General features: G+C 65.2%; 19 protein-coding genes. 12 read left to right on the top strand and 7 right to left on the bottom strand.

Translation table 11 applies throughout. The annotated features are described in order from the left end of the window. Positions 1-17: 17 nt before the first annotated feature. Together ASD82_RS09585 and ASD82_RS09580 are read left to right on the top strand one after the other, a co-directional pair. Positions 18-527: a peptidylprolyl isomerase gene (locus ASD82_RS09585; RefSeq protein WP_056717605.1), complete on the top strand. Its 510-nt coding sequence runs from the start codon at positions 18-20 to the stop codon at positions 525-527. Between the two features lie 136 nt (positions 528-663). Continuing rightward, positions 664-1,101, top strand: coding sequence for a YidB family protein (locus tag ASD82_RS09580; RefSeq protein WP_056717604.1), 438 nt, complete (start codon positions 664-666; stop codon positions 1,099-1,101). A gap of 78 nt (positions 1,102-1,179) precedes the next feature. Here ASD82_RS09580 and ASD82_RS09575 read toward each other — a convergent pair whose 3' ends face one another. Continuing rightward, the gene (locus ASD82_RS09575; protein WP_056717603.1) at positions 1,180-1,434 is read right to left on the bottom strand and encodes a GlsB/YeaQ/YmgE family stress response membrane protein; all 255 of its coding nucleotides are present in this window, start codon (positions 1,432-1,434) and stop codon (positions 1,180-1,182) included. A gap of 151 nt (positions 1,435-1,585) precedes the next feature. On the opposite strand from ASD82_RS09575, the gene ASD82_RS09570 reads away from it, so the two are divergent. Both ASD82_RS09570 and ASD82_RS09565 read left to right on the top strand, forming a co-directional pair. Continuing rightward, positions 1,586-2,785, top strand: coding sequence for an aminotransferase class I/II-fold pyridoxal phosphate-dependent enzyme (locus ASD82_RS09570; RefSeq protein ID WP_056717602.1), 1,200 nt, complete (start codon positions 1,586-1,588; stop codon positions 2,783-2,785). A gap of 89 nt (positions 2,786-2,874) precedes the next feature. Next, positions 2,875-3,858 carry a malate dehydrogenase gene (locus tag ASD82_RS09565; protein ID WP_056717614.1) on the top strand — a complete coding sequence of 328 codons (984 nt, stop codon included), beginning with the start codon at positions 2,875-2,877 and terminating at the stop codon, positions 3,856-3,858. 65 nt (positions 3,859-3,923) lie between these two features. On the opposite strand, the gene ASD82_RS09560 is transcribed toward ASD82_RS09565, so the two are convergent. Continuing rightward, complete coding sequence (locus ASD82_RS09560) at positions 3,924-4,952, bottom strand: MerR family transcriptional regulator (RefSeq protein WP_056717601.1); 1,029 nt, start codon at positions 4,950-4,952, stop codon at positions 3,924-3,926. A 159-nt stretch (positions 4,953-5,111) separates the two neighbouring features. Between ASD82_RS09560 and prpE the strand changes: the two genes are divergently transcribed. Next, the gene (prpE, locus tag ASD82_RS09555; RefSeq protein ID WP_056717600.1) at positions 5,112-7,007 is read left to right on the top strand and encodes a propionate--CoA ligase; all 1,896 of its coding nucleotides are present in this window, start codon (positions 5,112-5,114) and stop codon (positions 7,005-7,007) included. Positions 7,008-7,074: 67 nt separating this feature from the next. Here the strand turns inward: prpE and ahpF are convergent, their stop codons facing one another. The 3 genes from ahpF to ASD82_RS09540 form a co-directional block, all read right to left on the bottom strand. Continuing rightward, positions 7,075-8,673, bottom strand: coding sequence for an alkyl hydroperoxide reductase subunit F (gene ahpF / locus ASD82_RS09550; protein WP_056717599.1), 1,599 nt, complete (start codon positions 8,671-8,673; stop codon positions 7,075-7,077). Positions 8,674-8,854: 181 nt separating this feature from the next. Continuing rightward, positions 8,855-9,418 carry an alkyl hydroperoxide reductase subunit C gene (gene ahpC / locus ASD82_RS09545; RefSeq protein ID WP_056717598.1) on the bottom strand — a complete coding sequence of 188 codons (564 nt, stop codon included), beginning with the start codon at positions 9,416-9,418 and terminating at the stop codon, positions 8,855-8,857. 172 nt (positions 9,419-9,590) lie between these two features. Next, entirely contained in the window at positions 9,591-10,904 is a 1,314-nt protein-coding gene (locus ASD82_RS09540; protein WP_082542683.1) for a dicarboxylate/amino acid:cation symporter, read from the bottom strand. A gap of 162 nt (positions 10,905-11,066) precedes the next feature. Here ASD82_RS09540 and prpB point away from each other — a divergent pair, with 162 nt between their 5' ends. Continuing rightward, a complete protein-coding gene (gene prpB, locus ASD82_RS09535; RefSeq protein ID WP_056717597.1) occupies positions 11,067-11,951 on the top strand; it encodes a methylisocitrate lyase in 885 nt (294 codons plus the stop codon). A 51-nt stretch (positions 11,952-12,002) separates the two neighbouring features. Continuing rightward, positions 12,003-13,148 (top strand): 2-methylcitrate synthase, encoded by a 1,146-nt coding sequence (gene prpC, locus ASD82_RS09530; protein ID WP_056717596.1) that lies wholly within the window; start codon positions 12,003-12,005, stop codon positions 13,146-13,148. A 99-nt stretch (positions 13,149-13,247) separates the two neighbouring features. Here prpC and ASD82_RS09525 read toward each other — a convergent pair whose 3' ends face one another. Next, on the bottom strand, positions 13,248-13,937 hold the full coding sequence (locus ASD82_RS09525) for a TerC family protein (RefSeq protein WP_056717595.1): 690 nt from the start codon (positions 13,935-13,937) through the stop codon (positions 13,248-13,250). A 394-nt stretch (positions 13,938-14,331) separates the two neighbouring features. Here ASD82_RS09525 and acnD point away from each other — a divergent pair, with 394 nt between their 5' ends. The 5 genes from acnD (at position 14,332) to ASD82_RS09500 (ending at position 22,127) form a co-directional block, all read left to right on the top strand. Then, positions 14,332-16,926 (top strand): Fe/S-dependent 2-methylisocitrate dehydratase AcnD, encoded by a 2,595-nt coding sequence (gene acnD / locus ASD82_RS09520; RefSeq protein WP_056717594.1) that lies wholly within the window; start codon positions 14,332-14,334, stop codon positions 16,924-16,926. Positions 16,927-17,031: 105 nt separating this feature from the next. Continuing rightward, on the top strand, positions 17,032-18,216 hold the full coding sequence (prpF, locus tag ASD82_RS09515) for a 2-methylaconitate cis-trans isomerase PrpF (RefSeq protein ID WP_056717593.1): 1,185 nt from the start codon (positions 17,032-17,034) through the stop codon (positions 18,214-18,216). 135 nt (positions 18,217-18,351) lie between these two features. Next, positions 18,352-19,803, top strand: a complete 1,452-nt coding sequence (locus ASD82_RS09510) for a bifunctional 2-methylcitrate dehydratase/aconitate hydratase (RefSeq protein WP_056717592.1) — start codon at positions 18,352-18,354, stop codon at positions 19,801-19,803. A 311-nt stretch (positions 19,804-20,114) separates the two neighbouring features. Then, positions 20,115-21,233 carry an OmpA family protein gene (locus ASD82_RS09505; protein ID WP_056717591.1) on the top strand — a complete coding sequence of 373 codons (1,119 nt, stop codon included), beginning with the start codon at positions 20,115-20,117 and terminating at the stop codon, positions 21,231-21,233. 120 nt (positions 21,234-21,353) lie between these two features. Beyond that, positions 21,354-22,127: a pseudouridine synthase gene (locus tag ASD82_RS09500; protein ID WP_056717590.1), complete on the top strand. Its 774-nt coding sequence runs from the start codon at positions 21,354-21,356 to the stop codon at positions 22,125-22,127. A 44-nt stretch (positions 22,128-22,171) separates the two neighbouring features. Here ASD82_RS09500 and kbl read toward each other — a convergent pair whose 3' ends face one another. Next, positions 22,172-23,371, bottom strand: a complete 1,200-nt coding sequence (gene kbl / locus ASD82_RS09495; RefSeq protein ID WP_056717589.1) for a glycine C-acetyltransferase — start codon at positions 23,369-23,371, stop codon at positions 22,172-22,174. Between the last annotated feature and the right edge of the window lie 57 nt (positions 23,372-23,428).

The following is a 23,428-nucleotide window of genomic DNA, read 5'->3' as shown; positions in this document are numbered from 1 at the left end:
GAACCCAAGGATTTACCATGACCATCAATGTCACCTTCACCACCAACCGCGGCCCGATCCATCTGCGCCTGCATGAAGACAAGGCGCCGGTCACGGTGGCCAACTTCGTCAACCTGGCAAGGCGTGGCTACTACGACGGCCTGTCGTTCCATCGCGTGATCGCCGACTTCATGATCCAGGGCGGTTGCCCCGAGGGCAGCGGTCGTGGCGGTCCGGGCTACAAGTTCGAGGACGAGTTCAACGCCTCGCTGAAGCACGACAAGCCGGGCGTGCTGTCGATGGCCAACGCCGGTCCGCGCACCAACGGCAGCCAGTTCTTCATCACCCATGGCCCGACCCCGTGGCTGGATGGCAAGCACAGCGTGTTCGGCGAAGTGGTCGATGCCGCCGACATGGACGTGGTCAACGCGATCAGCCAGGGCGACACGATCGAGAAGGTCACCGTGGACGGCGACGTCGACGCCCTGCTGGCGGCGCAGTCGGATCGCGTCAAGGAATGGAACGCGGTGCTCGACCAGCGCGGCTGATTCCATCATCAGGATTCGCAGGAAATCGCCGGCGGATGCCGGCGATTTTTTTGGGGACGAAGGTCATGGTCGCGCCGGTTTCATCAGCCTATGATCGACTGGCTTCACGCTTGTTCACTCATCAAGGAGAACGACCATGTCATTCCTCAACGATTTGCTTGGCGGTCAGGGACAGCAGCAGGCCGGCGGTGCCGGCTCGATGATCTCGGTGGCGGGTGATCTGCTGCAGCGCGCCGGCGGCGTGCAGGGCCTGATCAGCATGTTGCAGCAGCACGGGCTCGGCGGCGCGGTGCAGTCGTGGGTGGGCACTGGCGCCAACCAGCCGGTTTCGGGGGATCAGCTCGGTCAGGCGCTGCAGAGCGGTGGCATGGGTTCGCTGGTGCAGGAGGCTGCGGGCAAGCTCGGTGTCGATCCGGGCGTGGTGCTCAGCGGGCTGTCGCACGTGCTGCCGCATGCGGTCGATCACATGACGCCGGATGGCCAGGTACCGGATGCGGGGCAGGGCGGCGGCTTCGATCTGGGCATGCTTGAAGGTCTGGCTGGCAAGCTGCTGGGTGGGCTGGCGCAGGCCTGACGAGCATAAAACCCGGCACGATCAGGCGAGCCTGATCGGAAACATCCCGGCAGAGCGGCGCTCCGCCGGGATCGCCGCTCAGGCGGACTTGCGCCTGAGCAGGTGGTAGATCAGCAGCAACACGATCGCACCGATCACCGAAGCGATGAAGCCGGCCGATTGCCCCTCCTGGTACCAGCCAAACACGTTCTGGCCGACCCAGGTGGCGAGCAGCGAGCCGGCAATGCCGATGATGGCGGTGATGATGAAGCCGCCCGGGTCCTTGCCCGGCATCAGCAGCTTGGCCACCAGGCCGACGATCAGTCCAATCACGAATACCCAAAGCCAGTGCATGTGGATCTCCTCCGCGTTGAGTGAGCCGCCCGTCGCGCGGGCGTGGCCATCATGCCCGGTTCTCGTGGACGTGGCGTGCACGACCAGCGCCGGGGTCCGGATGGCGTGATAAAATCACCGCCTTTGCTTCCTCCCCCAGCGTGAGAGACCCATGCCCCAGCTCGCCCAGCGTGTCGGCCGCGCCAAACCCAGCGCGATCATGGTGATTGCCGAGAAGGCGAAACAGCTCAAGGCTGCCGGCCGCGACATCATCAGCTTCTCCATCGGCGTACCGAACTTCCTGCCGGGCGAACACGTGTATGCCGCCGCACGCGAGTCGCTGTCGCATGACTCCGGCCAGTACGGCAGCAACCGCGGCGCCGACGCGCTGCTGGATGCATTCCTGAAGCACATCGAGGCACTGGGTTTTTCCGGCTACGGGCGCATGAACCTGTCGATCGGCATCGGCGCCAAGCACGTGCTGTACAACCTGGCCGAGGCGCTGCTGGACGAGGGCGACGAGATCTGTTTTGCCGCGCCGTACTGGACCACGTACCGCGACATCGCCGACATCGTGGGCGCGAAGATCAACGTGATGCATTGCGGACCGGAGCAGAACTACAAGCTCACCCCGGCCCAGCTCGACGCCGCGCTGGCGCGCAAGCCGAAGGTGTTCCTGTTCAACAACCCGTCCAATCCCACCGGCATGGTCTACACGGGCGCGGAGATCGCGGCGCTGGCCGAGGTGCTGGCGAGGCACCCGGATACCTGGGTGATCACCGACGACATCTACAACTCGATGGTGTTCGACGGCATCGGCTACCACAACTTCGTGTTCGCCAAGCCCGAGCTGAAGGAACGGGTGATCTTCGTCGATTCGGTGTCCAAGACCTACGGCATGCCGGGCTGGCGGGTGGGCCTGATCGCGGCGCCGGAAGCGGTGGCGAAGGCCGTCACCACGCTGAACTCCAACCACATCACCAGCCTGCCGGAAGTGATCACCGCCGCGGCCGTGGCGGCGCTGAGCGGACCGCAGGATGTCCCGCAGGCCAAGTGCGAGGAATTCGCCGGCCGTCGCGACACCGTGTTTGCCGCGCTCAGCGCGATTCCCGGCGTGGTCTGCCCGCGGCCCCAGGGTGCGTTCTACGCATTCCCCGACGTTTCGGTGGCCTTCGGCAAGAGCCACCACGGCGTGGCGATCAACAACGACGTGGAATTCTGCGCCGCGCTGCTGGAGGCCAAGGGCGTCGCCTGCGTGCCCGGTTCCGCCTTTGGCGAGCCGCGTGCGATGCGCATCTCGTACACCTGTCCGGCTGCACAATTGCAGCCGGGCCTGCAACGCATTGCCGAGTTTTTCGCCGAGCTGAATTGAACCCGTGAATCGGGAATGGGGAGTCGGGCATCGGCCCGCTCCGCTCTTCCGATTTTCCTTTGCCGATTCCCCTTCCCGGAGATCAGATGATGAAAGCCCCCGTTCGCGTTGCCGTTACCGGCGCTGCCGGCCAGATCGGTTATGCCTTGCTGTTTCGTATCGCCGCCGGCGACATGCTGGGCCCGGACCAGCCGGTAATCCTGCACCTGCTGGAAATCACCCCGGCCTTGCCGTCGCTGCAGGGCGTGGTAATGGAATTGAACGATTGCGCCTTCCCGACCCTGGCCGGCGTGGTCGCCACCGACGATGCCAACGTCGCCTTCAAGGACGTCGACTATGCGCTGCTGGTCGGCGCCCGTCCGCGCGGCCCGGGCATGGAGCGCAAGGATCTGCTGGAAGCGAACGGGGCGATCTTCGGTCCGCAGGGCAAGGCGATCAATGACCACGCCAAGCGCGACGTGAAGGTGCTGGTGGTCGGCAACCCGGCCAACACCAATGCGCTGATCGCCCAGCAGAACGCGCCGGACCTGGACCCGAAGTGCTTCACCGCGATGGTCCGCCTGGACCACAACCGCGCCAAGGCGCAGCTGGCCGAGAAGACCGGCAAGCACAACACCGACGTCAAGAAGATGACGATCTGGGGCAACCACAGCTCGACCCAGTATCCGGACCTGTCGCAGACCACCGTCGACGGCAAGCCGGCGCTGAGCCTGATCGACCAGGCCTGGTACGAGAGCGACTTCATCCCGACCGTGCAGCAGCGCGGCGCGGCGATCATCAAGGCGCGCGGCGCCTCGTCCGCGGCCTCCGCCGCGTCGGCCGCGATCGACCACATGCGCTCGTGGGCGCTGGGCACGGCCGAGGGCGACTGGGTTTCGATGGGCATTCCGTCCGACGGTTCCTACGGCATCGCCCCGGGCGTGATCTACGGCTACCCGGTGACGGTGAAGGACGGCAAGTACACGATCGTGCAGGACCTGCCGGTCAGCGACTTCTCGCGCGCCCGCATGGATGCCACCGACAAGGAACTGCGCGAAGAGCGCGCCGGCGTCGAGCATCTGTTCGCGAAGTAACAAGTCGGCTCCCGCAGGGAACCGGAAAGGGTGGCCGATCGGCCACCCTTTTTTGTGCGCGCCGGTCAGTGTGATGTGTGCGCCGGGCCTTTCAATGCCTGCCGCACGTAGTCCAGCAGCGTGTCGTCTACCGCGCTGCCGCTGCGCAGGTCCGGTTCCCTGGCATAGGCCTCGCGGATGCGGGCGTGCGTCGCCGGATCGTCGCCGGCGTAGGCGCGGAACAATGCCATCCAGCGCGTCGCCAACTGTCGCGCATGCGGATCGTCGGCGGGCAGATGGTCGACGATCGCCTGGCGCAGTTCGGCGATCAGTGGCGGCCAGGCGTACATCTGCCGGCCGTAATGCTCGCGCATGCGCTGCATGTCGTGCGGCGTGAGGTAGCGCTCGAAGATCGCCAGCCGCCCCGCGACCATCGACTGCTCCACGAACTGCTCCAGCTCGCGGGTGATGCCGCTGCGTTCGCGCAGGCCGGGCTCGTTCTCGTTCATCGCATGCAGGCGCATCAGGAAGGCGGGATTGCCGCCGGTGCCGCGGCCGACCATCGTCATCCACTGTTGCGCAAGGATCTGCGCGTCGGGATCGTCCGGCGTGGCGCCGCGGTCCATCGCCGATTGCACGGCGCTGACCAGGGCGCTCCAGTCGGTCAGCACGTCCGGGTCGGTATGCAGCGGCAGGGTCTTCAGTTCCTCGGGTGAAAAATACTTCTCGTACATCGTCATCTGCTCCAGCGTGTCCAGCCAGTCGGCCAGGTCGGGGGGCTGTCCGTTTGCCAGCTGCGCGCGCAGATGCACCAGGCGCTCGCGCAGGCGGGTGCCTTCGGCGAGTTCGCGGTCGATCTGCGAGATCTGCCGGTCGACCACCTCGGCCAATGGCTGCAGCGGTCCGGACAGGGCTTTGCCGATGTCGGCCAGCGACAGGCCCAGCTGACGCAGGGCCTGGATACGGTGCAGGCGTTCGATGTTCGCCCGGTCGTAGTGTCGATAGCCGGCAGCGGAGCGCACCGAGGGTGTCAGCAGGCCGATGGTGTCGTAATGGTGCAGCGTACGGACGGTCAGTCCGCAGCGCCTGGCGAGTTCGCCCACGGTCAACAACATGGCCTGCCTTCTCCTTCGGTGTGCGCCGTGCACACTGGGGCCTCACGTTACGTGAGGGTCAAGCGTGGCGAAAGGCCATGCGCGGCTACGACCATTGTCGCGATGATGCGGCTGCCGGGCTGGTCTAGGCTGGCGGCAACGAAACCCTGGAGTCCGCCCATGCGCTACGAGGAGTTCTACCGGCAGTCGGTCGACGAGCCGGAGCGATTCTGGGCCGAGCAGGCGCGGCTGATTCACTGGGAGACGCCGCCGCGTCAGATCCTCGATCAGTCGAACCCGCCGTTCCGGCGCTGGTTCGTGGGCGGCACGACCAACCTCTGCTACAACGCGGTCGATCGCCACCTGGCCGAGCGCGCGGAGCAACTGGCGCTGGTGGCGATTTCCAGCGAAACCGACATCACTCGCGAGTTCACCTATCGCCAGCTGCATCGCGAGGTGAACACGTTCGCCGCGGTGCTGCAGTCGCTGGACGTGGGCAAGGGCGACCGGGTAGTGATCTACCTGCCGAACATGGCCGAGGCGGTGTTCGCGATGCTGGCCTGCGCACGGATCGGCGCGATCCACTCGGTGGTGTTCGGCGGCTTTGCGGCGCACAACCTGGCGCTGCGCATCGACGACGCGCAACCGAAGTTGCTGGTTGCTGCCGACGCCGGCATGCGCGCGGGCAAGGTGATCCCGTACAAGCCGCTGGTCGATGCGGCGCTGAACGAGGCGTCGGCACCGCCGCCGCATGTGCTGATCATCGATCGCGGGCTGGATCCGCAGATGACCCGGGTGGCCGGACGCGATCTGGATTACGCAAGCCTGCGTGTGCAGCACGCGGATGCCGAGGTGCCGGTGACCTGGCTGGAATCGAACGAGCCGAGCTACCTGCTGTATACCTCGGGCACCACCGGCAAGCCCAAGGGCGTGCAGCGTGACGTGGGCGGTTATGCGGTGGCGATGGCCTTGTCGATCCGCCGCGTGTTCGACATCGCGCCGGGACAGGTGATGTTCTCCACCTCCGACGTGGGCTGGGCGGTGGGTCATTCCTACAACGTCTATGGCCCGTTGATCGGCGGCGCCACCAGCTTGTTGTACGAGGGCCTGCCGACGCGGCCCGATGCAGGCATCTGGTGGCAGCTGTGCGAGCGCTACAAGGTGCGCACCATGTTCTCCTCGCCCACCGCGATCCGCGTGCTGAAGAAGCAGGACGAGAGCTGGCTGAAGAAGTACGACCTGTCGACACTGAAGTGGCTGTTCCTCGCCGGCGAGCCGCTGGACGAGCCGACCGCACAGTGGATCACCGGCGCGCTGGGCGTGCCGGTGATCGACAACTACTGGCAGACCGAAACCGGCTGGCCGGCGATCACCCTGATGCCGGGGCTGGATCTGAAGGCGGTGAAATTCGGCTCGCCCGGCCTGCCCGCGCCGGGCTACCGGATGAAGGTGATCGACGAGAACACCGGCGAGGAAGTGCCCAACGGCAGCAAGGGCGTGCTGGTGCTGCAGCTGCCGTTGCCGCCAGGCTGCCTCAGCACCATCTGGCGTGACGACGACCGCTACGTGTACAGCTATTTCAGCCACTTCAAGGAGCTGCTGTACAGCTCGCTCGATTGGGCGGTGCGCGATGAGGACGGCTACACCTTCGTGCTTGGCCGCACCGACGACGTGATCAACGTGGCCGGCCATCGCCTGGGCACGCGCGAGATCGAGGAATCAGTGGCCAGCCATCCGGCGGTGGCCGAGGCGGCCGTGGTCGGCGTGAGGGACGAGTTGAAGGGGCAGGTGCCGATCGTGTTCGCCACGTTGAAACGGGATACCGGCGATGGTGCCGCCGAGGTCGCGAAGGCCATGCAGCAGCGCGTCGTCGACCAGCTTGGCGGCGTGGCCAGACCGTCACGCATCTACGTGGTGAATGCCTTGCCGAAGACCCGTTCCGGCAAACTGTTGCGCCGCTCGTTGCAGGCGTTGGCGGAGCAGCGCGATCCGGGCGATCTGTCCACGCTGGATGATCCGGGGGCGCTGGAGGACATTCGCCGCGCGCTGGAACACGGGCCCGATCAAGGCAGCTGACGCCGGGCAGGCACGGCCTGCCCGGCCAAGCGGTGAACGGGACAACAAGTTATCCCGTTCACCTCGATCAGGCGGCGACCGCTTCCTTTCGGTCTTCCGTGGCCACCAGCGGGCTGCGGATCAGGTGATCGAAGGCGCTCAGCGCTGCGGTGGAGCCGGCACCCATCGCGATCACGATCTGCTTGTACGGCACCGTGGTGGCGTCGCCGGCGGCGAACACGCCGGGCAGGGAGGTCTGGCCGCGTTCGTCGATCACGATCTCGCCGCGCGGGGACAGTTCCAGCGTGCCCTTCAGCCATTCGGTGTTCGGCAGCAGGCCGATCTGCACGAAGATGCCTTCCAGTTCCAGCGTGTGCATCTGCTCGCTGGTGCGGTCGCGATAGACCAGTGCGCTGACCCGCTGGCCATCGCCCAGCACCTCGGTGCTCAGCGCGCTGACGATGATGTCGACGTTGGGCAGGCTGCGCAGCTTGCGCTGCAGGACTTCGTCGGCGCGCAGCTTGCCGTCGAATTCGATCAGGGTGACGTGGGCCACGATGCCGGCCAGGTCGATCGCCGCCTCGACGCCGGAGTTGCCGCCGCCGATCACCGCCACGCGCTTGCCCTTGAACAGCGGACCGTCGCAGTGTGGGCAGTAGGCCACGCCCTTGTTGCGGTATTCGTCTTCGCCGGGCACGCCCATCTGCCGCCAGCGGGCGCCGGTGGAGAGGATCACCGTCTTCGACTTCAGCGTGGCGCCGTTGGCCAGTTCGATTTCAATCAGGCCACCGGTGGCGTCGCTGGCCGGCACCAGCTTCTCGGCGCGCTGCAGGTTCATCACGTCCACGTCGTATTCGTGCACGTGCTGCTCCAGCGCGGCGGCGAGCTTCGGGCCTTCGGTATAGGGCACCGAGATGAAGTTCTCGATCGCCATGGTGTCCAGCACCTGGCCGCCGAAACGCTCGGCCGCCACGCCGGTGCGGATGCCCTTGCGCGCAGCATAGATCGCCGCCGCTGCGCCGGCCGGGCCACCACCGACCACGAGCACGTCGAACGCGTCCCTGGCCTTGATCTTCTCCGCTTCGCGGGCGCTGGAGCCGGTGTCGAGCCTGGCCACGATCTGCTCCAGGCTCATGCGGCCCTGGTCGAACACTTCGCCGTTGAGGAACACCGTGGGCACCGACATCACCTGGCGCTTTTCAACCTCGTCCTGGTACAGCGCGCCGTCGATCGCCACGTGCTGGATGCGCGGGTTGAGCACGCTCATCAGGTTCAGCGCCTGCACTACGTCGGGGCAGTTCTGGCAGGACAGCGAAAAATACGTCTCGAACTTGAAGTCGCCATCAAGGTTGCGAACCTGCTCGATCGTGTCGGCGGCCGCCTTGGACGGATGGCCACCGACCTGCAGCAGGGCCAGCACCAGTGAGGTGAATTCATGACCCATCGGCAGGCCGGCGAAACGCACGCCGATGTCGGTGCCGACGCGGTTGATCGCGAACGACGGCTTGCGCGCTTCGCTGTCGTCGCGGCGCAGGCTGATCTTGTCGGACAGCGCTGCAATCTGCTGCAGCAGCTCGTCCAGTTCCTGCGACTTGGCGCTGTCGTCCAGCGCGGCGACCAGCTCGATCGGCTGCACCAGCTTTTCCAGGTAGGCCTGCAACTGGGTCTTGAGGGTTTCGTCGAGCATGGCTACCACTCCAGTGATGGATGCGTGGGGATCGTGGGGAGGGAAGAGGCTTGTGACAGCAGCCTGCGCCGGAGGGGAGGGCGGCAGGGCGGGGAGCGGCGCCGGGCGCAAGCCGCTGACACAAGCATCCAGGCGGGTTGGAACCGGGCGCCGCGGCGCCCGGTTCCGATGCAGCGGTGAATCAGATCTTGCCGACCAGGTCCAGCGACGGCGCCAGGGTCTTCTCGCCTTCCTTCCACTTGGCCGGGCAGACCTCGTTCGGGTGAGCGGCGACGTACTGGGCAGCCTTGACCTTGCGCAGCAGTTCGGACGCGTCGCGGCCGATGCCACCGGCATTGATCTCGACGATCTGGATCTTGCCCGCCGGGTCGATCACGAAGGTGCCGCGATCGGCCAGGCCGGCTTCCTCGATCATCACCTCGAAGTTGCGGCTGATCGTGCCGGTCGGATCGCCGACCATGGTGTAGTTGATCTTCTTCACGGCGTCCGAGGTGTCGTGCCAGGCCTTGTGCGCGAAATGGGTGTCGGTCGAGACCGAGTAGATCTCCACGCCCAGCTTCTGGAACTCGGCGTAGTTGTCGGCCAGGTCCTCGAGCTCGGTCGGGCAGACGAAGGTGAAGTCGGCCGGGTAGAAGAACACCACGGACCACTTGCCCTTCAGGTCGGCGTCGGAGATCTGGACGAATTTGCCGGCCTTCAGTGCGTCGGCCTTGAACGGTTTCACTTCGGTATTGATCAGGGACATCTTGGTTTTCCCGTGGTGGTTGAACAGTGGGGGCGATGCTACGAGGGTGGGCGCGATAAATCTAATTGATTATCGGCATCGCGACGATTGGCCTGGGCTATAAGGTGTCCTGTCCCGACCTGTGGCTGGACGGGCCTGCTTCAAGCCCGCACTTCCGCCATGCCGGGGGCGCTCAGGGCGCGACCAGTCGTCCGCGCAATTGCTGGTCCACCACCGTGGCGGTGACGATGTCGCTGCCCACGTTCACCGTGGTGCGCATCATGTCCAGGATGCGGTCCACGCCGATGACGATGCCGATGCCTTCGGGCGGGATGCCGAAGGTTGCCAGCAAGCCGGCGATCATCGGCAGCGAACCGCCAGGAATCCCGGCCACCGCCACTGCGCTCAGCACCGACAGCAGCATCAGGATGGCCTGATGGCTCAAGCTGAGTTCCACGCCGAACGCCTGCGCCACGAACAGCACCACGCAGCCCTCGAACAGGGCGGTGCCGCTCATGTTCATGGTCGCGCCCAGCGGCAGCACGAAGCCGGCGGTGCTGGGGTTGAGTTTCAACTCGTCATGCGCCACCGCCAGCGAGGCGGGCAGGCAGGCGTTGCTGGAGCTGGTGGAAAACGCGGTGATCAGCAGGGCGCGGATCTGCCGGAAGTACGCCAGCGGCGAACGCCTGGCCAGGAAACGCAACCACAGCGACATCGTGCCGAACAGGTGCAGCGCCAGCGCGACGCTGCAGCCGACCACGAACACCGACAGCGCCAACAGCACGTCCACGCCGACCTTGACGATCACGCTGTAGATCATTGCCGGCACCGCGAAGGGCGCCAGTTGCAGCGCGAAGCCCACGATCTTCGTCATCAGGTCGGTGATGGTGTCCAGCGCCACCTGCACCCGCTTGCGCTCCTTCTCACGCAACTGGGTGGCCGCCGCGCCGACCAGGATCGCGAACAGGATCAGCGGCAACACGTCGCCCAGCGCATTGCGGCTGGGGCCGGCCACCGCGCCGACCAGGTTGCGCGGCATGAACATCTCCACCAGCGTGCTGAAACTCATGCTGGGCTGGGCGGCCTTGGTGTCGATCGTCTTCTGCGCGCTGCTGCCGTATTCCTGCATCAGCTGGGTGCGCGCCTGCTCGTCCAGATGATGGCCGGGCTGTACCGTGTTCATCATCACCAGGCCGATCGCCACGGCGATCAGCATGTTGGCGAAGAACAGCGCAAAGGTGCGCCCGGCCAGCGGCCCCAGCCGGTCCAGCCGGCCCAGTTGGGCCACGCCGGAGGCCAGCGAGCTGAACACCAGCGGGATCACCACGAAGAACAGCAAGCGCAGGAAAATCTGGCCAAACGGATCGAACACCGCCGAGGAGATCTTCTGCATGAAGGCCAGCGTGGGCGGATGCAATTGGCCGACGCCCAGGGTGGCCACGGCAGCGACCACGCCGATCACCAGGCCCCAGAGGATGCGTTTCGCGAGAGGAGTCGATGTGCTCATGGGTTGAATGTACGGGGCGGCGGCGGATTCGTCACGCAGGAAATTGCGGCTCGCCGCCAGCCCGGCGCCAGCCTCCGTTCGAGGCGATGGCAGGGGTGTAGGAAGGTCCAATCCCGGCGGGATGCCCCGGTGGGCTAAAATGCCCGTTTTGACGGAGGCGACATGACTCAGCCCGCATCCCCCGGTACACGTTTCCGTACGGCCGTTGCCGCCGAACAGCCACTTCAGGTGATGGGCGCGATCACCGCCTACGCCGGCCTGATGGCCAAGCGCGTCGGCTACAAGGCGCTGTACCTCTCCGGCGGCGGCGTGGCCGCCAATTCGCTGGGCATGCCGGACCTCGGCATCAGCACCATGGAAGACGTGCTCACCGACGCGCGCCGCATCGTCGACGCCACCGGTTTGCCGCTGCTGGTCGACATCGATACCGGCTGGGGCGGGGCGTTCAACATCGCCCGCACGATCCGCTCGTTCGAGCGCGTGGGCGTGGCCGCGGTGCACATGGAGGATCAGGTCGGCCAGAAGCGTTGTGGCCATCGTCCCGGCAAGGAAGTGGTGCCGAAGGACGAGATGGTCGACCGGGTGAAGGCGGCGGTGGATGCGCGCACCGATCCGGACTTCGTGATCATGGCGCGCACCGACGCGGCGGCCGTGGAAGGCATCGACGCGGCGATCGAGCGCGCAGTGGCCTATGTCGAAGCCGGTGCCGACATGATCTTCCCCGAGGCGATGAAGACGCTGGCGGATTACCGCAAGTTCAAGGCCGCGGTGAAGGTGCCGATCCTGGCCAACCTCACCGAGTTCGGTTCCACCCCGTTCTTCACCACCGACGAATTGCGCGACGCCGGCGTGGACATCGCGCTGTACTGCTGCGGTGCTTATCGCGCGATGAACAAGGCGGCGCTCAACTTCTACGAAACCGTGCGCCGCGAAGGCACCCAGAAGAACATCATCGACACCTTGCAGACGCGCGAGGAGCTGTACGACTTCCTCGGTTACCACGCCTATGAGGACAAGCTCGACTCGCTGTTTTCGAAGCAGGGCTAATCCCTGCGCAAACGCATACGCCAAGAAAAAAACCGCACCCTGGAGAACCCGATGAGCGAACAAGTCCTGCCCAAGGCCAAGAAATCCGTCGCCCTGTCCGGCGTCGCCGCCGGCAACACCGCGCTGTGCACGGTCGGTCGCAGCGGCAATGACCTGCATTACCGCGGTTATGACATCCATGACCTGGCGGCCAAGGGCTGCTTCGAGGAAGTGGCCTACCTGCTGGTGCACGGCGTGCTGCCGAACTGGACCGAACTGCAGAACTACAAGGCCAAGTTGAAGCGTCTGCGTGGCTTGCCCGCGCCGGTGAAGGCCGCGATGGAACTGCTGCCGGCAGCCACCCATCCGATGGACGTGCTGCGCACCGGTTGTTCGGTGCTGGGCACCGTGCTGCCGGAGAAGGACGACCACAACGTCACTGGCGCACGCGACATCGCCGACCGCCTGATGGCCAGCTTCGGCTCGATGCTGCTGTACTGGTACCACTTCAGCCACAACGGCAAGCGCGTCGAGACCGAGACCGACGACGACTCGATCGCCGCGCACTTCCTGCATGTGCTGCACGGCAAGAAGCCCAGCGACCTGCATGCGCAGGCGCTGGACAAGTCACTGGTGCTGTACGCCGAGCACGAGTTCAACGCCTCCACCTTTGCCGCCCGCGTCATCGCCGGTACCGGCTCAGACATGTATTCGGCGATCACCGGTGCGATCGGCGCGCTGCGCGGACCGAAGCACGGCGGCGCCAACGAGGTGGCGATGGAGATCATCGCGCGCTATCGCAACGCGAACGATGCCGAGGCCGACATTCGTGCCCGCGTCGAGAAGAAGGAAATCATCATCGGCTTCGGTCACCCGGTCTACACCGTCTCCGATCCGCGCAACGAGATCATCAAGGAAGTCTCGCGCAAGCTGTGCACCGACGGCGGCAACCCGACCCTGTTCGAGGTGTCCGAGCGGATCGAGAAGGTGATGGGCGAGGTCAAGAAGATGTTCCCCAACCTCGACTGGTTCTCGGCCAGCGCGTACCACATGATGGGCGTGCCCACCGCGATGTTCACCCCGCTGTTCGTGATCTCGCGTACTTCCGGCTGGAGCGCCCACGTGATCGAGCAACGCCAGGACGGCAAGATCATCCGCCCCAGCGCGAGCTACACCGGCCCGGAAGACCAGGCCTACGTGGCGATCGACAAGCGCTGAACCCGTGGCGGCGAATCCGGGGCGCGGCCCCGGGTTCGCCGTGTCGATCAGCGTCCCCGGAGCGGGACCGGTTCAGTCCGCTCCGGGTGGGGCCTCGATTCAGTGGTTGGCCAACCTGGCCTGTTCCCTGCGCCTGTGCACCAGCCAGCCTCCGCCGCAGATGCCGATCACGGCCAGCGCATCGACGCCGTACTTCACCCATGCGTGCGCCTCGAACCAGCTGCTCAGCAGGTGGTCGTGGGTGATCATGCGACCGGCGGTGATCGCGATGGCCGCGGCGCCGATGTACATGATGATCGGGTAGCGATCGATCAGTTTCAGGATCATCGTCGAGCCCCAGACCACCAGCGGCACGCTGATCAGGAGCCCCAGGATGACCAGCAGCAAGTGACCCTTGGAGGCGCCGGCAATGGCCAGCACGTTGTCCAGACCCATCAGCGCGTCGGCGACGATGATCGTGCGCAGCGCAGCCCAGAACGTGTTGCCCGACTTGATGTCCGGGCCCTGGTCGTCACCGTGGTTCAGCAGTTTCCAGGCGATCGGCAGCAACAGCAGACCGCCAACCAGCATCAGCCCGGGAAGCTTCAGCAGATAAACGACCACGGCGGTCAGTACGAAGCGGATCGCGATGGCGCCGAACGTGCCCCAGAAAATCGCCTTCTTCTGCAGCTCCTTCGGCAACCGGCTGGCGGCCATCGCAATGACGATGGCATTGTCGCCGGCCAGCACGAGGTCGAGCAGGATGATGGCCAGCAGGCCGGAGAGAAAGTCGGGAGCAGCGAAATCCATCGAGGTTTCCTTGCGCGTCGGACAATGCAATGGCCACGGACGCGCGCGGCCCGTGACCACCGCAAAAGTCTCGTTCGCAGGCAACTGCTGGACGACCGGAGCGAGACCTCGCTCGTGTTGACGATCGCCGCACCGGGGCGGGACAAAGCCTGCCGCGGGAACTACTCCCTTTTGGGAAGGTGTCCGAGCATTGTCGATGCCGTCGCGCGTACCAGTCAAGCCAGGCCCTTAAGGAAAATGCCTGCTCCCGCTACAATCAGTCGTCCAATGATGCAGTTCTCCCGCTTTGCCCCCATGACCGGTTTGCCATGAACAGCAGTTGTCGGGCGGGAGCGCAGACAACGCATCGACCTGCGTTCAACCGGGTATTTATCTCCAGGGTTCCCCAGCATTCATGAATACTGTCTATCGCCAATCCCTTTCCGGCACGTCGCTGGACTATTTCGATGCGCGCGCCGCCGTGGAGGCGATCCAGCCGGGCGCCTATGACGCGCTGCCCTATACCTCGCGCGTGTTCGCCGAGAACCTGGTGCGCCGTTGCGATCCGGCGATTCTCGTCGAGTCGCTGAAACAGATCATCGAGCGCAAGCGCGAGCGTGATTTTCCCTGGTTCCCGGCGCGTGTGGTGTGCCATGACATCCTGGGCCAGACGGCGCTGGTGGACCTGGCCGGTCTGCGCGACGCGATTGCCGAACGCGGCGGCGACCCGGCCAAGGTGAATCCGGTGGTGCCGGTGCAGTTGATCGTCGATCACTCGCTGGCGGTGGAGTGCGGCGGCTTCGACCCGGACGCGTTCACGAAGAACCGCGCGATCGAGGATCGCCGCAACGAAGACCGGTTCCACTTCATCGACTGGACCAAGCAGGCGTTCGAAAACGTCGACGTGATTCCGCCAGGCAACGGCATCATGCACCAGATCAACCTGGAGAAGATGTCGCCGGTGGTGCAGGTGCAGGACGGTGTGGCTTATCCGGACACCTGCGTGGGCACTGACAGCCACACGCCGCACGTGGACGCGCTGGGCGTGATCGCCGTCGGCGTCGGCGGCCTGGAAGCCGAGAGCGTGATGCTTGGCCGCGCTTCGTGGATGCGCCTGCCCGACATCGTGGGCGTGGAGCTCACCGGCAAGCGCCGGCCCGGTATTACCGCCACCGACATCGTGCTTGAGCTCACCGAATTCCTGCGCAAGCAGAAGGTGGTCGGCGCGTATCTGGAATTCCGCGGTGAAGGCGCCGCCAGCCTTACGCTGGGCGATCGCGCGACGATCTCCAACATGGCGCCCGAGTACGGTGCCACCGCCGCGATGTTCTTCATCGACGGGCAGACCCTCGACTACCTGCGCCTCACCGGCCGCAGCGACGAGCAGGTCCGGCTGGTGGAAACCTACGCCAGGGCTGCAGGCCTGTGGGCCGACACGCTGCTGCATGCGCAGTACGAGCGCACGCTGACGTTCGACCTGTCCTCCGTGGTGCGCAACATGGCTGGCCCGTCCAACCCGCACAAGCGCCTGCCGACATCGGATCTCGCCGCGCGCGGCATCGCTGCCGAATGGGAAGAACAACCGGGCCAGATGCCCGATGGCGCGGTGATCATCGCCGCCATCACCAGCTGCACCAACACCAGCAACCCGCGCAACGTGATCGCGGCTGCGCTGCTGGCGCGCAACGCCAATGCACGCGGACTCACGCGCAAGCCCTGGGTGAAGAGCTCGCTGGCACCGGGTTCCAAGGCGGTGCAGTTGTACCTGGAAGAAGCGAACCTGCTGCCCGAGCTGGAGAAGCTCGGCTTCGGCATCGTCGCGTTCGCGTGCACCACCTGCAACGGCATGTCCGGCGCGCTCGATCCGGCGATCCAGCAGGAGATCATCGATCGCGATCTTTACGCGACGGCCGTGCTGTCGGGCAACCGCAACTTCGATGGTCGCATCCACCCGTATGCCAAGCAGGCCTTCCTGGCTTCGCCGCCGCTGGTGGTCGCGTACGCCATCGCCGGCACCATCCGTTTCGATATAGAGAAGGACGTGCTCGGTCTGGACGCCAACGGCCAGCCGGTGACGCTGAAAGACATCTGGCCCACGGATGAAGAGATCGACGCGATCGTCTCCTCCAGCGTGAAGCCGGAGCAGTTCCGCAAGGTCTACGAGCCGATGTTCGCGCGCACCGGCCACGCCGGCACCCGCGCCGCACCGTTGTACGACTGGCGCCCGCAGAGCACTTACATCCGTTGCCCGCCGTACTGGGAGGGCGCCCTTGCGGGTGAGCGCACGCTCGCTGGCATGCGTCCGCTGGCGGTGCTTGGCGACAACATCACCACCGACCACCTGTCGCCGTCGAACGCGATCATGCGTAACAGCGCCGCGGGCGAATACCTCGCAAGGATGGGCCTGCCGGAAGAGGACTTCAATTCGTACGCGACCCATCGCGGCGACCACCTGACCGCGCAGCGCGCCACTTTCGCCAATCCCACGCTGATGAATGAAATGGCGGTGGTCGATGGCGAAGTGAAGAAGGGTTCGCTGGCCCGCGTGGAGCCGGAAGGCAAGGTCATGCGCATGTGGGAGGCGATCGAAACCTACATGGAGCGCAAGCAGCCGCTGATCATCATCGCCGGTGCCGACTACGGCCAGGGCTCGTCGCGTGACTGGGCGGCGAAGGGCGTGCGCCTGGCGGGCGTGGAGGCGATCGCGGCTGAAGGCTTCGAGCGGATCCATCGCACCAACCTGATCGGCATGGGAGTGCTGCCACTGGAATTCAAGCCGGGCACCAACCGCAAGACGCTTGGCATCGATGGCACCGAAACCTTTGACGTCGTCGGCGTACGCAGCCCCTTGGCGGAGCTGGTTCTGGTCATCCACCGCAAGCATGGTGAACGCGTCGAAGTGCCGATGATCTGCCGCCTGGACACCGCCGAGGAAGTGCTGATCTACGAAGCGGGCGGTGTGCTGCAACGCTTCGCGCAGGACTTCATCGAGGCTTCGCAGGCGGCCTGACCGCGCGTTGTTCCGCGGGTGATGCCACAAGGCATCGCCATGCGGTTGGCGGTTGCGCTTGCATGATTTGCCGGCGCGGCACAGTCACCACAGGATCACAGATACATGGCAAAGCTCCCCCAGCTCCGCATTCCCGCCACCTACCTGCGCGGCGGCACCAGCAAGGGTGTGTTCTTCCGTCTGCGGGACCTGCCCGAGACCGCGCAGGTACCTGGCGCCGCGCGCGATGCGCTGCTGCAGCGCGTGATCGGCAGCCCCGATCCCTACGGCAAGCAGATCGACGGCATGGGTGGCGCCACCTCCAGCACCAGCAAAGCGGTGATCGTCTCCAGCAGCACCCGGCCGGATCACGACGTGGACTACCTGTTCGGCCAGGTGGCGATCGACAAGGCCTTCGTCGACTGGAGCGGCAACTGTGGCAACCTCTCGGCGGCGGTCGGTCCGTTCGCCATCGCGGGTGGCCTGGTGGATCCCGCACGCGTTCCGCACGACGGCATCGCCACCGTGCGCATCTGGCAGGCCAACATCGGCAAGACCATCATCGCCCATGTGCCGATGACCGACGGCGCGGTACAGGAAACCGGCGACTTCGAGCTGGACGGCGTGACGTTCCCTGCCGCCGAAGTGCAGTTGGAATTTCTGGATCCGGCAGCTGAGGAAGACGGCGCTGGCGGGGCCATGTTTCCCACCGGTCATCTCGTGGACGACCTGGAAGTACCGGGTGTCGGTACGCTCAAGGCGACCATGATCAACGCCGGCATTCCCACGATTTTTGTGCAGGCCGACGCGATCGGCTACACCGGCACGGAGCTGCAGGAGGCCGTCAATGGCGACGCCACGGCTCTGGTGATGTTCGAGGCTATTCGCGCACATGGCGCGCTGCGCATGGGTCTGATCAAGTCACTCGACGAGATCGCCACGCGGCAGCACACGCCCAAGGTCGCATTTGTCGCCAGGCCGGCCGACTACGTCGCATCGAGCGGCAAGCCCGTCAAGGCGGATGACATCGACCTGCTCGTGCGCGCGATGTCGATGGGCAAGCTGCACCACGCCATGATGGGTACGGCGGCGGTGGCTATCGGTACCGCCGCGGCCATTCCGGGCACGCTGGTGAACATTGCGGCAGGTGGTGGTGAGCGACAGGCCGTGCGCTTTGGTCATCCGTCGGGCACCTTGCGCGTGGGTGCGGAGGCAACGCTGGTTGATGGTGCATGGACCGTCACCAAGGCGATCATGAGCCGAAGCGCGCGCGTGCTGATGGAAGGCTGGGTGCGCGCACCCGCAGGGTGATTCCGCAGAGCGGGGCAGTGTCCCCTTCGGTGCCACCACATGCTCAGGTGGCTTCTGACAAGATAGGCATCAAGCGACAAGGATGGTTCATCCCGAGCTATGGCGGCTTTCCTGCCGTCAGGAGACCAAGCACTCATGAGTACACACGACATCCGCTCCGCCAAGCGCCCAGATCCCGACCAACCGATGGTCGACGTCGCCAACTATGTCGTCGACTACAAGATCGACTCTACCGAAGCGTACGACACTGCGCGCTACATGCTGCTGGACTCGCTGGCCACGGCGATGATGGCGATGAAGTTCCCCGAGTGCGTGAAGCATCTCGGGCCGTTGGTGCCGGGCGCCATCTTGCCGGGTGGTGCGCGCGTCCCGGGGACCCACCATGAGCTTGACCCGGCACAGGCGGCGTTTGCGATCGGCACGCAGATCCGCTGGCTGGATTTCAACGACACCTGGCTGGCGGCGGAGTGGGGTCATCCTTCGGACAATCTCGGCGCGATCCTCGCCGTGGCGGACTACCTGAGCCGCAAGGCCGAGCGTGAAGGTGGACGACCACTGACCGTACGCGATGTCTTGGGTTACGCGATCAAGGCCCATGAGATCCAGGGCTGCTACGCGCTGCTGAACAGTTTCAACCAGGTTGGCCTGGACCACGTGATTCTGGTGCGGCTGGCGTCGACCGCCGTGGCCACTGCCATGCTTGGCGGGAGCAGGGAGCAAGTCACAACGGCCTTGTCACACAGCTGGATCGACAACGGCGCGCTGCGTACCTATCGCCATGCGCCGAACACGGGCCCGCGCAAGAGCTGGGCTGCCGGTGACGCCTGCCGTCGCGCGGTGACCCACGCCATCAATGCGGTCTACCGCGGCGTGGCGGGCTATCCGTCGGCGCTGTCGGCCAAGACCTGGGGCTTCTACGACGTGGCATTCGGCGGCAAGCCGTTCGAGTTCGAGCGTCCGTTCGGCAGCTACGTGATGGAAAACGTGCTGTTCAAGATCAGCTATCCGGCCGAATTCCACGCACAGACCGCGGTGGAGTGCGCCATGCAGCTGCATTCGCAGGTGACGGGTCGGATCGACCAGATTGAAAGGATCGCCATCGAGACCCAGGAAGCCGGTTGTCGCATCATCGACAAGACCGGTCCGCTGGCGAATTACGCCGATCGCGATCATTGCATCCAGTACATGGTGGCAGTGCCGCTGATCCACGGTCGACTGGTGGCCAGTGATTACAACGACGACGTCGCCGCCGATCCGCGCATCGATGCGTTGCGCGAGAAGATGACAGTCGTCGAAAACCCCCAATTCACCCGGGACTACTTCGATCCGGCCAGGCGTTATATCGGCAATTCGGTCCAGGTGTTCTTCAAGGACGGCAGCAGCACGGAGAAGGTTTCGATCGATTACCCCATCGGCCATCGCAAGCGTCGCGCCGAGGGCATACCGGTGCTTCTGCAGAAGTTCGAGGCCGCGATGCAGGGCCACATGCCCGCCCACAAGGTCAAGGCCATCATGGCGGCAACCCGGGACCCCGCACAGCTGGATGCGATGCCTCTGCATCACTTCCTGGAGCTCTTCACGTTGTAAAGACGACGTGAGTGGAAAATTAACGCAGGGTCGGGCGCCGGGATGGGCATTTCTTCGTCCCTGCGTTTCCATGTTCCAGCTAATGCCATATTCCGTTCAAATCCGACTTTCCTGAATGAAACCTCACCGGTAGTTGTTCTGAATAGTGTTAATTCGATCACGGCTTAACGCTTTTGCTACAATCCCCGCCGCTTGTCGCATAAACGCCAAGCAGGGGCTTTAAAAGCTCTGAGTGACGTAGTTCAGTCTGATGCGGGACTTCCGGTCAGGGTTGAACGGACGCGAAATTCTAATAATTGAGGAGACACCTGATGAAACGTAAGGGCTTGTATTTTCTGATCGCGCTGGCCCTGGGCGGCGTAGGTGCCGTTCATGCTCAGGACGCAGCCGCTCCGGCCGACACCGCCAGCTCGATGACCTCGCCGTCCTACGACGGTCGCTGGTACATCGCCCCCACGGTCGGCGGTTACTACAACGATACCGACCGCAACACCAACAGCCGTCAGATCTACTACGGTCTGGGCGTTGGTCGTTTCATTTCGTCGAACACCTCGATCGACATCTTCGTCGATCGCACCAAGCGTGACGCTGACGGTGGCGGCAGCTGGTCCAACAACAGCGTGGGCGCCGCTGTGCGCTTCTACGCGGGCGACTGGAACGCCTGGCGTCCGTACCTGCTGGCTGGCGTGATGGGCAGCAACCATCACGGCGTGCATGGCAGTGGCTGGTCCCCGGCTGCCGAGCTGGGCGGCGGTCTGTCCAAGACCATCGACGACAGCTCCGACTTCCGCGTGGAAGCCGGCTACCGTTATGACTGGGACAACGACAGCCAGCCGACCATGGACGGCTACGGTGACTGGTTCCTGGGCTTCAGCATCGTTTCGCGCTTCGGCGCCCCGGCTGCCGCTCCGGCTGCTCCGGTCGCCGCCACTCCGCCCCCGGCTGACTGCTCGACGATGGACAGCGACAGCGATGGCGTGAACGACTGCGAAGACAAGTGCCCGGCCACCGCCGCCGGCACGATTGTCGGCCCTGATGGTTGCGCGCAGAAGGTCGTGATCGACCTGCGTGGCGTTAACTTCAAGTTCGACCGCCCGAAGAAGGGTGAGACGGACATCTCCAAGTCGCTGGCGGAGCCGAGCGCTGACTCCATCGCGGTGCTGAACCAGGCCGTCGATACCCTGCAGCGTTACCCGCAGGTCAAGGTGACGGTGGCCGGTTACACCGACTCGAAGGGTACCGACGAGTACAACCAGAGCCTGTCCGAGCGTCGCGCCTCGATCGTCTACAACTACCTGACCAGCCACGGCATCGATGCCAGCCGTCTGGAAGGCCCGATCGGTCACGGCGAAAGCAACCCGATCGGTGACAACGAGACCGATGCCGGTCGCGCGCAGAACCGTCGTACGGAACTGCAGGTTCAGCAGTAATCGAACCGCGGTAAATCAGCAAGGAAAAACCCGGCTTCGGCCGGGTTTTTTTTGCCTGCCGGCCCCGAACGGGCGCGATTCGGGTTGGCGCATCACCGCGCAGCCTTATACGCTAGCGCGATGCCCCGTCCCCCTTCTTTCCGTCGTGCATCCGCAGCGACTCCATCCGCGCAGTCGCCGCGGCATGGTCTGGCTCGTGTGCTGTCCAAACTGGGTGCCTGTTCGCGCAGCCAGGCCGAGCAGTGGATTCGCGCCGGTCGGGTCAGCGTGGATGGCCACGTGGTTCGCGATCCCTATCAGCCCACCCTGATCGACCGGCATCGTCTGGCGGTCGATGGCCAGCCGGTGCAGCGAAGTGAAAGCGTCTACGTGGCTTTCAACAAACCGCGCGGCATCGTGGTCAGTGCGGCCGACGAACATGGCAGGGCGACGGTCTATACCGCCCTGGCCGCAGCCGGCCTGCCGTGGCTGGGGCCGGTCGGTCGTCTGGACAAGGCCAGCGAAGGGTTGCTGCTGCTTAGCAACGACACCACTTGGGCCGCGGGCATCACCGACCCGGCGACGCATCTGGAGAAGACCTACCACGTGCAGGTGGCCGGTCAACCTGACGCCGCGGTGCTGCAGGCGATGCTGGCCGGCGTCGAGGATGCGGGTGATCGGCTGAAGGCGCGCAAGGCCACGCTTCTGCGCGTGGGCGACAAGAATGCGTGGCTGGAAGTGGTGCTGGACGAAGGACGCAACCGGCATATCCGCCGGTTGCTGGCTGCCCTGGGTTTCGACGTCCTGAGACTGATCCGGGTGGCGATTGGCCCACTTGTCCTGGGCGAGTTGGCGAAAGGCCAGTGGCGGCGACTCGACCAGGACGAAGTGCGAGCCCTCGTCACGAAGTCATAGGGCACCGCCCGCGGCGGACGCCCCCGGCCTGCGCCCGGAACCGATCAGCCGGCGATCACGCCCAGCTTTCGTCCCACCCTGGTGAACGCGGCGATCGCCCGGTCGAGGTGCTCGCGGGTATGCGCCGCGCTCATCTGCGTGCGGATGCGCGCCTGGCCCTGCGGCACCACCGGGTAGAAGAAACCGGTGACGTAGATGCCTTCCTCCAGCAAGGCCGTGGCCATCGCCTGGGCCTTCGGCGCGTCGTAGATCATCACCGGCACGATCGGGTGCACGCCGGGCTTGATGTCGAAGCCCGCCGCGGTCATCTGCTCGCGGAAGTAGCGGGTGTTCTCCTTGAGCTGCTCGCGCAGGTCGCCGGCGCTGGCCAGCATGTCGAATACCTTGATCGCGGCGGCGACCACGTGCGGCGGCAGCGAGTTGGAAAACAGGTAGGGACGCGAGCGCTGGCGCAGCAGCTCGATCACTTCCTTGCGGCCGGTGGTGAAGCCGCCCAGGGCGCCACCCAGCGCCTTGCCCAGGGTGCCGGTGAAGATGTCGATCCTGTCCATCACGCCGTTGACCTCGGCCGCGCCGCGGCCGGTGTCGCCGAGGAAGCCGGTGCAATGGCATTCGTCGATGTGCACCATCGCATCGTATTTCGCGGCCAGCGCGGTGATCTCGTCGAGCCTGGCGATGAAGCCGTCCATCGAGAACGAACCGTCGGTGGTGATCAGCTTGGTGCGCGCGCCGGCCGCGTCGGCGGCCTGCAGCTGCTTCTCCAGGTCGGCCATGTCGCTGTTGGCATAGCGGAAGCGCTTGGCCTTGCACAGGCGGATGCCGTCGATGATCGAGGCGTGGTTGAGCGCATCCGAGATCACCGCGTCTTCCTCGCCCAGCAGCGGTTCGAACAGGCCGCCGTTGGCGTCGAAGCAGGCGGCGTAGAGAATGGTGTCCTCGGTGCCGAAGAACGCGGCGATTTTCGCTTCCAGCTGCTTGTGCAGGTCCTGCGTGCCGCAGATGAAGCGCACGCTGGCCATGCCGAAGCCGTGCGTATCCAGCGCGTCCTTGGCGGCCTGGATCACCTCGGGGTGATCGGCCAGGCCCAGGTAGTTGTTGGCGCAGAAGTTCAGCACCTTGCGGCCGCCTTCCAGCTCGATCTCGGCGGATTGCGGCGAGGTGATGATGCGTTCGGCCTTGAACAGGCCCTGCTCGCGGATGGAGTCGAGTTCGCTGGCGTAGCGCGCCTTGGCTGAGTAGCTCATGGGGAATTCCGGCCGTTGGACAAAGCGCCATTGTAGGGCGCCAGGCGATCGCTGCGC

It is taken from the genome of Rhodanobacter sp. Root179, assembly GCF_001428465.1.
Lineage (GTDB): Bacteria > Pseudomonadota > Gammaproteobacteria > Xanthomonadales > Rhodanobacteraceae > Rhodanobacter.
Note: the sequence above shows the minus strand (reverse complement) of the source record. Positions and strands in the feature narration are given on the sequence as shown.